Source organism: Catonella massiliensis (genome assembly GCF_016651435.1).
In the GTDB taxonomy this organism is placed as follows: Bacteria; Bacillota; Clostridia; order Lachnospirales; family Lachnospiraceae; genus Catonella; species Catonella massiliensis.
In genome coordinates this window covers 820346-834083 of record NZ_JAEPRJ010000001.1, presented here as the reverse complement: position 1 = coordinate 834083, position 13738 = coordinate 820346, and the positions used below count along the sequence as shown (strand labels likewise).

The following is a 13738-nucleotide window of genomic DNA, read 5'->3' as shown; positions in this document are numbered from 1 at the left end:
TTATTATGTGCATTAAATTGTTGTATTTCTTTTATTTCTCTTTCACATTTTTAAAGAGTTTCTCTTGATTGACTTCATAATATGATAAAGCGATATTCTCTTTCTAAAGGGAATCCATATACTTGAGGTAGTACGGAAAAGCGTATTTTTTGATATCTTCTGTTTCCTAGTATTAGCTATAAATCAGGGATATGTTCCAATTTAGTCTATTTCCATCGCAGAGCGCAAGGCTCACTCTAGGATGCCTACACCTTCTTATAATAGCCTATGAATAAGCCCTTATTTTCTACACTTTATTTACTTATTGGGTGCAACTTTTGACATCAATATCACACACTCAACTTGCTCATCATTGTCCAAACTTATATTTAGATCCTCATCAATGATAGGTAGCTTAAAAGTAATGGATTTTAGCCATTGTCCATTTGGTTGCTTCTCTTCATAAATTTGAATTTCAGAAATCAAAGCTGTAATTAACTGTCTACGCTCTACATCATTCATTACCTTGTAAAGTTTATCAAAATAGATCAAAATCTTATATATGTTATCTCCTGTAAGTTTCTCAGCTTCAATAGTTTGTTTCTTTGCTTTCGCATCAATTAACAATGATTCTAAGTCTTCAATCTTATCATACATACGATAAAGTCTATCGTCTAAGTCCTGTTTTCTTCGTTTGTAGTGCTTATCATCAGCATCCAAATTATCTATTTCCTCAATTAGCTTAAATTTCGTAGAATGGCTCTTCCTCAATTCTTTCTGGTAATTATCTATCTCTTTTTCTATTTCAGAGGTATCTACCTTCATGTTAATTTTTTCTTGCATCATAGAAGCAAATTTGGGATTGCTTACTATCTTTATAATTACCTCAGCAACTGCATCATCTAACAATTCTTCTCTGATTTGTTTATTGTAAGTACATTTATGACCTCTTATCATATGCCTATGTTTACAGCCATAATAATAAAAATCTTTATACTTTGTACCATCTTTCTTTTTCTTAATACACTTGTTTCCAAACATTCCCACTCCACATATTGGACATTTTACAATTCCTGAAAGCAGATGTGTGCGTGTATCTTTCCCTTTATTCACATGCTCATATTTCTTTGCTTGAGATTTTAACTTAACTTGAGCTGCTTGCCATAGCTCATCAGAAATTATAGCTTCATGAATACCTTCAGCTATTAAATATTCATCTTGTTCAACTTGCTTATATTCATTTCTTGTTCCATGAACTTTTTCTAAAGTTCTTCTTCCAAAGGCTATTTTCCCGTTATATACAGGGTTTTTTAATATCTTTCTTATAAGACCTGCGTCGAACAATGGATTTTTCCCATTTTGTCTTGGAATTTTTCTTATACCATGATTTTCTAAGTATTTAGAAAGTCCATTAGCTCCAATGGTTGTATTTACATACTGATCAAAAATAGTTCGTATCGCAACTGCTTCTTCCTCATTGATTATCAATTTCCCATCAATCAGTTGATAACCGTAAGGAGCAAACCCTCCATTCCATTTGCCTTCTCTTGCCTTTTGAATACGCCCTTCCATCGTTTGAACACGAATATTTTCCCTTTCAATTTCAGCCACAGCTGATAAAACTGAAATCATCAATTTACCTGCATCTTTAGATGAATCAATCCCATCCTCAACACAAATCAAATTGACTCCAAAATCTTGCATTGTTTGTAGAGTTGATAAAACATCAGCAGCATTTCTTGCAAATCTTGACAGCTTAAACACAAGAACAAAAGATACTCCATCCTTTCCGGATTTTATATCTTCCATCATGCGAGTAAACTGTATTCTTCCCTCAATAGATTTTCCAGACTTTCCTGCATCTTCGTATTCTCCAACAATTTCATAATCATTATAAAGAGCGAAAGCCTTCATTCTTGATTTTTGTGCCTCTAAAGAATAGCCATCTATCTGTATTGATGTAGATACTCTTGTGTAGAGGTATACTTTTATTTTTTCTTTTGACATAGCATTAACCTCAATATATTTCTCTATATCTTTATAGTTTCTAAAAAAAGTTTGGACTTATATCTCAAGTATATTATAGCACTTTTATTTCTTTTTCTCAATCTGTGTTTTTGCCATGTCAAAAATATCTTCATTTTCAATGTTATTATCTACTGGCATTGGATCTGGCAGATTATCCAAATCTAAAACACCAGCATACTTTGTAATCAGATTTGCAAACAAATCAGCCAGTCCATTCCAGTCATTATCCACATACATCCCCCTTTCTTCAAACTCTTATATAATCAATCTATAGCTTTCTCGTTTAACTAAGTTTTATGACATTAACGGGTGCTTAGGATTAGCAACATTGGAATCTCACCACCGCCCCTGTTAAGATGAGCCGGCTTTCACTAAAGAAGTATCATTATCATTACTTAGGTCAACGCTTACATAGTTATCCCGTTCTTTGCTTTAAGAGAATTTATTTATCGCTCGTTTCCTTATATCCTTGTCTTTGACAGTATTCATTTAAACCGAATTTAATCAGCAGGAAAGTCATGGCGTAAATATCTTTTGCTCACTAAGTAATTAAAAGTCCCGTCTTGGTCTATTCAATTGTCAAAGAACAACTGCCTAATGGCTATAAGAGAGAATTCCCTTTAAATATCTTGAATTTCATTTCCTATCTTCTAAAAAATTAAAGAGGACAGATCTCCCTTCACTTTATAAAGGAAAATCCGCCCTCACATACAGAGTATTTTCTACAATAATTTTTCTAAAATCTCTTTGAGCTTTCTTAAAATTCTATCCTTTCGCCATTGTATAGTCTGATAAGTTACTCCCTTATCTCTTGCAACACTTGATAAAGTTTCATCATTGAAATACAAGCGTTCAATAATATCTCTTTCTTCTGCATTGAGCTTGGATATAGCGTTTCTGACCGCTTCAATCATCATCTGTGTTTCCACAATCTTTTCGACATCAACGCTTTCATCAACAAGTGTTTCTGCAAAATGTCCATCCTGATCCAAAGACGAAAAAAAGAGCAAGTGGTTTTTTCTGTCCACCTGCTCTAAATACTTTTCATGTTCTCTTTCCCGCCAGTAGACTTTGTATATCTCCTCACTGACTTTAACCTTTTGTCCGTTGACATAAAGGTAATATTCTTTTTTCATTTCGAAGTCCTCCATTTCTTTTGACTGACTGTTTTTCAGACAAAAAAAGGAGGACTTCTGCATCCAGGCATAAGAAGTCCTCTAAAATGAACGAAATTCGTTCTTTTTTGAAATGTATTTAATTGTTTAAGAGAGTATGCGTAAGCACAGACAACTACAAGGATTATAGAAAAAAGGAGTATTTTTATTCCATTTCAATTCTACAAGGAAACTTTTACACTTGTTCATCTCCCTTTCCCTCCATTCATTATTGATAAATAGCATCCATACCCTCAGCCTCTTTTGATTATTTTCGCTTTTATATCAAATGTCCTTATCTTTATGCTTTGTCTTTCCCCATTTTATTAAGTTCACTAAGCATCATAAGTATTCCAACAGTAATCATAATGAAATCTACCAGTGGTTGTGTGAACCATACTGCTTTTATTCCAAATACCATTGGCAAAAAGATCATTGCAGGAACAAATAAGAATAACTGTCTAAGCATAACAATAGTTCCGGCTTTCTTTCCATTTCCGATTGATTGGAAGAATGTAATCGTCATAACCATCACGCCATACAAGATAAATACAGAATAGAACAATCTGAAGTTTCCTACTCCCTGTGCAATAATGCCTGCCTCTACGCCGAACAAGGAAAGGATCTGACTTGAAAACAGTAAAGATGGAAGCCAAAAGATTGCTGCAAGGCTAAGTCCTCCAATAGAAAATACCTTCATACCTTGTCTTACTCTATCAAACTGTTTTGCTCCGAAGTTTGTACCAACCACAGGTTGCAGCCCCTGACTCATTCCCCAAAGCGGAATAAAGGAAAAGGCATATACACGAAGCGATGCTGCCATCAAAATTCCGTTCGTATCTCCACCATATTTAAATGCCATTTTATAAAGCATGGTCTGCTGTATCATAAATAGGAGCTGCATCATCATAGCGGATGAACCGACAGAAAACATTTCTTTTTTAATTTCCGCATCAGATTGTATCTTATGAATTTCAACGACCTTACTCTTTTTCAAGAAATAATGTAATGTTACAGCAGCTTGAACAAACTGTGCTGTGATCGTTGCAAGTGCAGCACCTTCAATGGCATATTCACCCATAACGGTCATTAGTATCGGATCAAGGATGATATTAAGCAAAGCACCAAATCCCATAATCAGCATGGCTTTTTTCATCAGTCCTTCTCCACGCATTACCATGTTGGCAGACTGTGTAAAGTTCACAAATAGAGAACCGATGAAAATTACTCTAAGGTATCTGATTCCATAGGCTTTGATTTCACCTGTCGCACCTACCATATCTAAAAAGTGTGGTGCAAGAAGGATTCCTCCAACTGTGATGATCGCTGAAAACAAAATCACCCAAAAGATTAGATTACCCATGATTTTATCTACGGTTTTCTGGTCTCCTTTTCCAATTGCTCTTGATAGGACAGACGCAGAACCTACACCAAGCAAGGTTGAAATACCGCTGTTAAAAAAGGTGAGAGGCATTGCGACACCACAAGCGGTCATTGCTGTTTGTCCTATAATTTTACCCGCAAAAATCCCGTCCATGAGAGGATATAAACCGATGACTATCATTCCGATTACCGCTGGAATAGATAGCTGAAAGAGTAAGTCTATCGGTCTTTTGGTTAACAGTTGTTCTTTCATGTTTTCTTTCATATATTCCTCCTATTCGTACAACATCTATATTTTTATAGGCATTCACTTTTTTGATAAAAAAATTTTTCAATTAGTTTTAAATTTTCTTCATTCATAACACCATGCCACTTTACTTTTCCATTCTCTAAAAACATATAATAATCACAACAACAAGCTACTAATTCAGGATCGTGGGTAATAATGAAAATAGTTTTGCCGGACTCTTTGAGCCTTATCATTTCGTTTGAAACTTCTTTCATATTTTTAAAATCAAGACCGCTTGTAGGTTCATCTAAAACCAGAATCTCTCTATTAGAAGCAATAGCACTTGCGATCGCCACTCTCTGTTTTTGACCTCCTGATAAAGACATTGGGTGACAATCCAAAAATTCCATCAAGTTAAGTTTTTTGCATATCTCTTTTACCATTTGTTCTTCATTCTCATTATCTTCAATACTCAATAGAATTTCTTCTTTAACTGACTCCGTAAATAGTTGGTGATTGACATCTTGCATCACCATAAAACACTTTCTTAGTCTTTCTCTCGTAGAGTAAGTATCCGTTTCTATCTCTAAAACTCCTTTTGCTTTTTCTTCAACTCCACATAAACATTTTGAAAATGTTGACTTCCCTGAACCGTTAGAACCTAAAACAGCAATAATAGCATTCTGAGGTAATAAGGTGTTTTTAATATTAAGAAACGGAGTCTTGTTATAGCTAAACTCAAAATTCTTAATATTTATTTTGCTGTCAACCTTAATAAAGTTCTTAAGATCTTTAAAATTAACAGGATTTATACTTCTAAGCCCCATATTGTTTAAAATATCATTAGATAATCTTTTAAATTCTTCATTCGTGAATATAGTGTGTATCTGTCCATCTTTCATATAAATGAATTTATCTGCAATATCTATTAAATACCGTAATCTATGTTCAGCAATAATTATAGTTGCCTTTTTTTCTTTCCATTTGTTTATAATAGCTTTTAACATTTCTATCGTTCCAATATCTAAATTAGAAGACGGTTCATCTAATACATATATTTCAGGCTCCATAACAGCCGCTGAAGCACAAGCAATTTTTTGCTTTTCACCGCCTGACATTGAAAACAAATTTCTATCAAGTAAATTTCTTATGTTTAATTCTTGTGTTACCTTTCCAATTCTCGTACATATTTCTTCTCGTGGAACTTCAAAATTTTCACAAGCAAGTGCAATTTCACTTGTAGAATCTACATTAAAAAACTGTGTTCTTGGATTTTGAAATACTGATCCTACATATCTGCTCAATTCATCAATTGGATTTTGTGAAATTTTATAATCCCTTACTATAACTTCTCCCTCCAATGTTCCCGTATAATATCCGGGAATAAGTCCATTAATCAATCGACTTATAGTAGTTTTTCCACAACCGGATTCACCACAAAACACAATCACTTCTCCATCGTCGATCTTTAAGTTTACATTATAAATTCCTGCATTTCTATCAACACTGTCATAAGTAAATGACACATTTTTAAACTCGATCATTCCTTATCCCCTCCTATACAAAAATAACCCTATAAGAGTGATTGAAATACATAAAATAAGTGCATCATATATAGTAAAACATACTTTGACTACACTGGTTCTTTTTCTTAAACCTCCCAATCCTCTACTTATTGCAGCTGCTGATAATTCATCCCCTATTTTAGCAATAGACATAATTAAAGGGATTGTTACATATTCCAAGTACAAGCCGGGATTTTTCCATGCTCTTTTGTTTTTAAAATGAATTCCTCTCATTTTCATAGCAATTTTAATTGAACTATGTTCTTCCTTTAAAGTTGGAATAAACCTGAAAACAACTGCTGTTGGAATAATAAATGCATTTGGAATTTTCCACTTTACCATAGCTGCTATAAACTCACTTGTCTTTGTAGACATTACAATATAATAACCCAACATAAAAATCGGAAATAGCCTCAAAATTAAAGCATTCAACAAAACGGAAATGGTATTTATAAGAGTAGGGAAGGTGTACATATCTTTTGTAAAGTGTGCTATCAAAGCCAAAGCAAACAACCCCCCATAAATAAAAGCAATTCTAAACTGCTTATTAGATAACAGCAACATTATCGCCACAATGGCGGATATAAGGCTAATCACAATATCCTTATATCCGACAGACATTATGGTTGTGATAAATATCATAAAGAGAATTTTAGTACGAGGATCTAAATAAAAACCCTTCGGCTCATTAGGTCTATATACCTCATACTCTTCCATTAAACGATACCTGCTCTTTCAAAATGTTTTTTAAGCATTTTTCTTCCCAAATTCGCACCAATAATTGAACCAATCAAAATAATTACAAGTGCGGCAATTCCCATCCAAGATGGCATATATTTCGCAAGTTCTGTTGCATATTGTTCTCCCATTTGTTGCTTAACACCTTCCATGTAGGTATCCGCCATTACCCACATTGGCATTTGGCAGCCTATCATTCCACAAGAAAATAACCAAAACCCCACAATGTTCTTTTTGAAACTTTTAAAGCCTCCCGACCTCATAACTAAATCACTCAGTATACCGAATGGTATACATCCTACTAATGCTAACCAAGTGTAACCCATCAGATACCAGAAAACCCCAATAATAATTGACATAATCGTAACCATGCCAAATTTCTCTGTTTTTGTTAAAAACAACATGAATGGTATCCCTGTAACAATTGGAATTACTAAATAAATAGCCGGGTATAAGATAGGAATGGCATTCATCATTCCTGCCACAAAAAATATGACCAAATAAATCGCTGTGTAAATCCCGACATTAATTAAATCTTTTGCTGATAAACCTTCCTATAATGTCAAGCCCTAAATCATTTAATTTCAGGCTTTTCTTTAAATATTTACCTCATAAAACAGAGCAAAAAATGTATGACAGTCATTGTATTTTATACTGAACAGCTAAAAGAGGGTGTAGTTTATAAAGCATCCCATTGTTTTGCTTTATAAAGGCTATAAATCCTCTGCTAACTATGATGGTGAACCTTCCGTGTCTAAAGGGATCGTGTCCCAACTTCCTTCGTCCCACCTGTCCATACACCGAGTGCCTGCTAAGCTTTCTAACAGGGTCATGCCCTACGGAGAGAACTACTGCAAGCTACAGCTCTTGTTTGTTTTTTGATTTTACTGACCTGCATACTCCACAGGGTACGGATATTCCGTGGATGCTTACCCTGACTCGTTTTGCTGGTCATTGTGATGATGCAGCACCTGTAGCGCTCCATCGTTATCGGGTTTCCTTCCAGAACCCTGCCCGATCTCGGAATAATCCGACACCCGGCAAGGCTCTGGAATAAATTTTGCTGTCGACTGTTTTACGCTACAATAGCTTCCTTATTTTCCGGACGTCTGATGTCCATCAACATCTTCTTCGGAGCATATTTCGTACCAGTATTCAGAATCGTATAGATAATCCTCAGAAGCTTGCAGGCTATCACAATCAATGACTGCATCTTTTTCAACGGATTATCGGCTCGTGTCGTATAATACATATGGAGTTCTTTGAATTCCTCTGCATGGGCCACTGCTGACTTTGCTGCCTGGAACAACCAATACCTTAGTCGTTTACGTCCCCTGTGGCTGATTTTGGTTTCTCCCTTATGCTTTCCTGAACTGCATGCCACAAGGCCTAATCCGCTTAATTTCTGTATTTCCTTAACATCATCAAATCTTGAAATATCTCCCATCTCTGCAAGAATACCGGAAAGTGTATTTTCTCCAATCCCAGATATCTCCAGAACGTTACCTGTATGCGGTATCTCCTGACATTTCTGGTTGATCTGGTTCTCTATAACAGCAAGTTCAACATCCAGTTCCATGATTTTCTGCACGAACCACTTTACAGCTGCCTTGCTTGCAATAGATCCATCCTTAATCCCAACACTTGCTTTTGCGTACTGTAAGATTTCTCTGGCTCTGCTGTACCCGCGTCCTCTAAGTTTAGCAGCATGCCAAATCTGTCTTATCCCTTCTTCTCCAAGTGCGGTCAGTTCATCCGGAAATGGTGCCTCTTTCAGCAGTTCAAGGCTAAATGCTCCATCGACTTTTCCCAATGCTTCCTTATACTCCGGGAAATATATCTTCATCTCCCTGTGCATCCGGTTGATTGTTCGAATTCTGTCTTCATTCAGTTGGTCTCTGAACATGGATAACCTACGAAGTTCAGCATAGATTTTTTCTGGAAGATATGGCATACCAAAGTTGCCATCCTTGACAAGATTTGCTATCAGTTTTGGATCCTTCCTGTCATCCTTCAGCTGGCTGTTATCTTCAACCTCCTTTGTCTGCTTAACAGCATAAGGGTTTACCTGAACAACACTGATTCCATTTGCAATCATCCAGGTAGCAAGGCAGAACCAGTAGTGACCGGTCGGCTCTAAGCCAAGTACTATCTGACTCTTATCATGTTCAGCAGCTATCTTTACTGCCCATTCTTTTGCACTCTGGAATCCCTCATAATCATTGTTGAAAGAATATGCGGACTTACTGAGTTCCCGTCCTCTGGTATCAATTGCTCTCACATAGTGCGTTTCGCTGCCTACATCACATCCCAAGATAAGCATGTCATCGCTGATAAAAGAGAGTTTTTTATTTTTATCGAACTTACCATTGGTTTCCAACTCACGCCAGGTTGAAGCTGTGAGATTTTCCTTAATCACCTCCGATTTTTTCAAAAGTTCCTGCTGTTCAAAAATATTTGCTGTTACTACTTGATTTTTTTTCTTTGTGCCTTTAATATTCATTTTAGATACCTCTTGTGTTTTTTAGATTTTACCAACTGGCAGGTCAGTAATAATCTAAATTTACTTGAGGTATTTTTTTATGTCAATCTCTTGACCTATTTATAGTATACAGGAAGCTTTCTTCTTCTGTAAGGGAATTTAATGCCTTATTCAATTCTTCGATTTGCATTTTTACTTCTATAATTTTTTCAATATCAATGCTTTCATCTACGATGTTATCTACAAAATGTCCGTCATAATCCAGTACTGAAAACGGTATTACATTATTTTTCCAGTCTTTCTTAATAAGGTATTTTTCATGCTCGGTTATCTTCCAGTAGGCTTTATAGACTTCTTCACTGACCTTAACCTCTTTTCCTTTGACATAAAGGAAATATTCTTTTTTGTCCATTGTGTATTCCTCCTTTTCTGTTCTCTGATTTTGCTTTTTGAGAATAAAAAAGGAGGACTTCTACACTTTGGCGTAAAATGTCCTCCGAATTGAAAAGAGTTTACCTTTTCTTTAGATGTATTTAATTGTTTGAGAGAATAGACAACTATAAGGCAAATAGAAATTTTTGTTATCTATTTCTTTTGTATATAAAGATTTTTCCATTTTAATCACCCATCCCTTATAGTTAAACAATATTCATACATCAAACCTTTCTAATTTTTTATTTTGTCTTTTAAGCTACCTAAAACTGTTTGTAATTTGTTGTTTTCCCATCTTCCTAAGTCCATTAAGCATTAAAAACAGTCCTAACATAATCATACTAAAGTCTACGATAGGTTCTGTCCACCAAACTGCTGACGCTCCAAACACCTTTGGAAATAGTAATATTGCAGGAATAAATAAAACTAACTGTCTAAGCATTACAATCATGCCTGCTTTTTTTCCATCTCCTATGGATTGGAAAAATGTAAGTGTCATAATCATAATTCCATATAAGATGAATGTAGAATAAAACATCTTAAAATTTACAACACCAACTTCAATAATCTCCCTTCTCACACTGAATAATGATAGTAATTTTTCTGAACAAAACATTGATGGTATCCATGAAGCTGCTGCAAGAATTGTTGCACCATACATAAAAATCTTCATCGTATCTTTTACTCTTCCGTATTGTTTTGCTCCGAAATTAGCTCCAATAACAGGTTGTAAGCCTTGACTCATACCCCACAGTGGAATAAAGGAAAACATATATAATCGCATTGTAGCAGACATCAAAATTCCCCAATCATCTCCTCCATACGCAAAGGCTTGCTTAAACAAAAATGTTTGCTGTACTGCAAATAAAATTTGCATCATCATTGCCGAACTTCCTATACTAAACATTTCGCTATAAATTGCCTTGTATTTTTGAATTTTATGGATACCCACAAAAGCACTTTTCTTTGAAAAATAGTGGAATGTCAATATTGCTTGTACAATTTGAGATATAACAGTGGCAATAGCTGCACCTTCAATCGCATATTCACCCATCAACTTCATAAAAATAGGATCTAAAATAATGTTTAATATAGCTCCCGCTCCCATAATCATCATAGATTGCTTTAATGCACCTTCGCCACGCATTGTCATATTTCCCGCTTGAGCAAAATTCACAAATATAGAGCCAAAGAAAACTACTCTTAAATATCTCACACCGAGTTCTTTAATATTTCCTTTAGCACCTACCAAATCTAAAAAATGAGGTGCAAAAATCAAGCCAAATATTGTGATAATTACAGAGAAAAATATTACCCAGTAACAAAAATTCCCGAATATTTTATCTGTCGTTTCTTTATCGCCCTTTCCGATTGCTCTTGATAATATTGAGGCACTTCCAACGCCAATCAATGCCGATATTCCACCATTGATTATTGTTAAAGACATGGATACACTAATGGCTGACATAGCATAATCACCAATGAGCCATCCTGCAAACACACCATCCATAAATGGATACAACCCTATGACAATCATCCCGATTATTCCGGGAATTGCCAACTTAAATAACAGTTCTTTAGGACTTTTTGTTAATAGTTGTGTTTTCATATCTTCTTTCATCGTATCATTCTCCTTTACCTATATTTATTTCACAAACTCATATACTTTTCCGTTACATCTATCTATAAATTCATAATCGTGTGTGATTATGATAATTATCTTTCCTTGTTCGGTCATTTTATTAAGAAATACAATCAAAATATCCATCTGCCTTTTACATAGTCCGCTTGTCGGTTCATCGAAAATTACGATGGGCTTCCTGCTCAGCATTGACATAGCAAGTAATAATCGTTGTTTTTCACCTCCTGATAATGAATTTGGGTGCATTTCTTTTTTATCAAATAAGTCTACCATCCTCAAAATTTCATTTTTTAATTCATCCTCTTTAGTAATAGTTGAAATTTCTTGCCATACAGATTCTGTAAAAAGTTGATAATTAACATCTTGCATAATCGCAAAAATATTTTCACATCGTTTTTTTACTTTTACTCCGTTATAAAACACCTCTCCTGTTCCTCTTGTCAGCCCCATCAGCAAATTGATAAAAGTGCTTTTCCCAACACCATTTTGACCAATGATGAAATTGATACCGGATTCAAAGGCAATACTGAAGTCAAAGATTTCCTTTCTTTCATATTTTTTTTTGAAATTCAAACAAGACAATGCTTTACAATCAAGATCTGAAGAATTTTTCTTTAACACTTCTACTTGCTTATATTTCCTGCTTAAAAAATTGTTTTTAGAAATCGCATTAAAACTCCTTAGATTGTGTTTTTCAGAAACCTGTTCAAAGAAATCATCACAAAACTGCTCTTTTGTGTATTCTTTATAAGTTCCATTTTCTATCACACACAATTTATCAAGCATATCTTTCAGATAAAACAATCTATGCTCCACAATGATGATAATTTTCTTTCTTTTTTTCAGTTCCATAATGGCATTCTGTAAATGCTCTATTGCAACCTGATCTAAGGAAGATGAGGGTTCATCCAACAAGATAATTTCATTTTCAGAAATCCCACAAGCTGTTACTGCAATCAACTGCTTTTCGCCTCCAGATAGTTCAAAGATATTCCTATCTAATAATTCCTTTGTACCTAAAACCGCTGAATAATACTGAATTTTATCTAAAATCAAATCTTTGTCTATGTTTCTATTTTCCAACTGAAAAGCCAGTTCATCGGTTGAATTGATACAATAAAATTGTGTTTTAGGATTTTGAAACACTGTAGATATAAATTTAGATCGTTCCAATATTGTCAAGCCAAACAATGATTTTCCGTTAAATACAATATCTCCTTCTAATTCTGCATTATTGTATTCCGGAATGATTCCATTGATAACTTTTAGCAAGCTACTTTTTCCTGTTCCTGAATGTCCTGTAATGACGGTTACTTCACCGGGTTTGAAAATCATATTTATATTTTTCAATATGCTTTCACCGTCAAAACCCACTGTTAAATTTTGTAATTCAAGCATATTTTCCCCTTATATATAGATAGATTATCCATGCCATTATTAAGAAAAACATAAAGTCAACAAGTCCCATATATGTTTCACTAATACTTGTTCTCTTTTGATTTACAGCCAACCCTTTCGTCATAGCTGATACCGTCAAATCATCTGCTGCCTTTGATAAGCACATCAATAATGGCACTAATCTATATTCAAATAATAAAATTGGACTCTTTATTAACCTTTTAAGCGTCAATCCTCTCAAACGCATAGCTTTTTTTATATTACTATAATCAATCCTTGCAGCATAAAAGAAACGTACCATTACCGTCAAGGGAATGGCTATTTCATCTGGACATTTCATTTTTTTTAATGAGTAAATGCTTTCTCCAACATTTGATGTAAGTATGGTATATCTCCCCATCAAAAATGCGGGGAGAATTTTTTTAATAACCATTACTATTATCAATAAAATTGCAACCATAGGATTGTAATTAAGCCCTATCAGAAATTTATCAGCAGCATAAACAAACAAAAGAGTAGCCACTCCAATAATAGCTACTCTTGTATATTTTGCGTGAATTAAAAGTATTATCGGAATTGTTGATATTAAAATGGCTTGCACGAAATACTTTGTTTGAATATTGCCTAATACCATCACATATGAAAGAACTATCGTCATAAAAAGTTTTGTACGAAAATCAAGTTTGATTATCATCCTAACTCTCCATG

The 13738-nt window shown here is 34.5% G+C and carries 10 protein-coding genes and 2 pseudogenes; all 12 read right to left on the bottom strand.

Annotation, left to right across the window (positions count from 1 at the left end; translation table 11 throughout):
* Window positions 1-297 precede the first annotated feature (297 nt).
* The gene (locus JJN12_RS03705; protein WP_208428418.1) at window positions 298-1986 is read right to left on the bottom strand and encodes a recombinase family protein; all 1689 of its coding nucleotides are present in this window, start codon (window positions 1984-1986) and stop codon (window positions 298-300) included.
* A gap of 84 nt (window positions 1987-2070) precedes the next feature.
* Entirely contained in the window at window positions 2071-2238 is a 168-nt protein-coding gene (locus JJN12_RS03700) for a hypothetical protein (RefSeq protein WP_004804344.1), read from the bottom strand.
* A gap of 491 nt (window positions 2239-2729) precedes the next feature.
* A complete protein-coding gene (locus JJN12_RS03695) occupies window positions 2730-3143 on the bottom strand; it encodes a sigma-70 family RNA polymerase sigma factor (protein WP_208428417.1) in 414 nt (137 codons plus the stop codon).
* A gap of 319 nt (window positions 3144-3462) precedes the next feature.
* Window positions 3463-4809, bottom strand: a complete 1347-nt coding sequence (locus JJN12_RS03690; RefSeq protein WP_208428416.1) for an MATE family efflux transporter — start codon at window positions 4807-4809, stop codon at window positions 3463-3465.
* Between the two features lie 32 nt (window positions 4810-4841).
* Window positions 4842-6317 (bottom strand): ABC transporter ATP-binding protein, encoded by a 1476-nt coding sequence (locus JJN12_RS03685; RefSeq protein ID WP_208428415.1) that lies wholly within the window; start codon window positions 6315-6317, stop codon window positions 4842-4844.
* 3 nt (window positions 6318-6320) lie between these two features.
* Window positions 6321-7055 (bottom strand): energy-coupling factor transporter transmembrane component T, encoded by a 735-nt coding sequence (locus JJN12_RS03680; RefSeq protein ID WP_208428414.1) that lies wholly within the window; start codon window positions 7053-7055, stop codon window positions 6321-6323.
* Window positions 7055-7609: pseudogene (locus JJN12_RS03675) on the bottom strand (MptD family putative ECF transporter S component); the annotation flags it as partial. The gene JJN12_RS03680 and the pseudogene JJN12_RS03675, both read right to left, overlap by 1 nt.
* 542 nt (window positions 7610-8151) lie before the next feature.
* Window positions 8152-9579 (bottom strand): IS110 family RNA-guided transposase, encoded by a 1428-nt coding sequence (locus JJN12_RS03670; RefSeq protein WP_208428413.1) that lies wholly within the window; start codon window positions 9577-9579, stop codon window positions 8152-8154.
* Window positions 9580-9697: 118 nt separating this feature from the next.
* Window positions 9698-9970 (bottom strand): annotated as a pseudogene (locus JJN12_RS03665) (sigma-70 family RNA polymerase sigma factor); the annotation flags it as partial.
* 279 nt (window positions 9971-10249) lie between these two features.
* Window positions 10250-11611, bottom strand: a complete 1362-nt coding sequence (locus JJN12_RS03660) for an MATE family efflux transporter (protein WP_009535428.1) — start codon at window positions 11609-11611, stop codon at window positions 10250-10252.
* A 24-nt stretch (window positions 11612-11635) separates the two neighbouring features.
* Window positions 11636-13030 carry an ATP-binding cassette domain-containing protein gene (locus tag JJN12_RS03655; RefSeq protein WP_009535429.1) on the bottom strand — a complete coding sequence of 465 codons (1395 nt, stop codon included), beginning with the start codon at window positions 13028-13030 and terminating at the stop codon, window positions 11636-11638.
* Window positions 13023-13724, bottom strand: a complete 702-nt coding sequence (locus tag JJN12_RS03650; RefSeq protein WP_208428412.1) for an energy-coupling factor transporter transmembrane component T — start codon at window positions 13722-13724, stop codon at window positions 13023-13025. Before JJN12_RS03650 ends, JJN12_RS03655 begins: the two co-directional genes overlap by 8 nt.
* Between the last annotated feature and the right edge of the window lie 14 nt (window positions 13725-13738).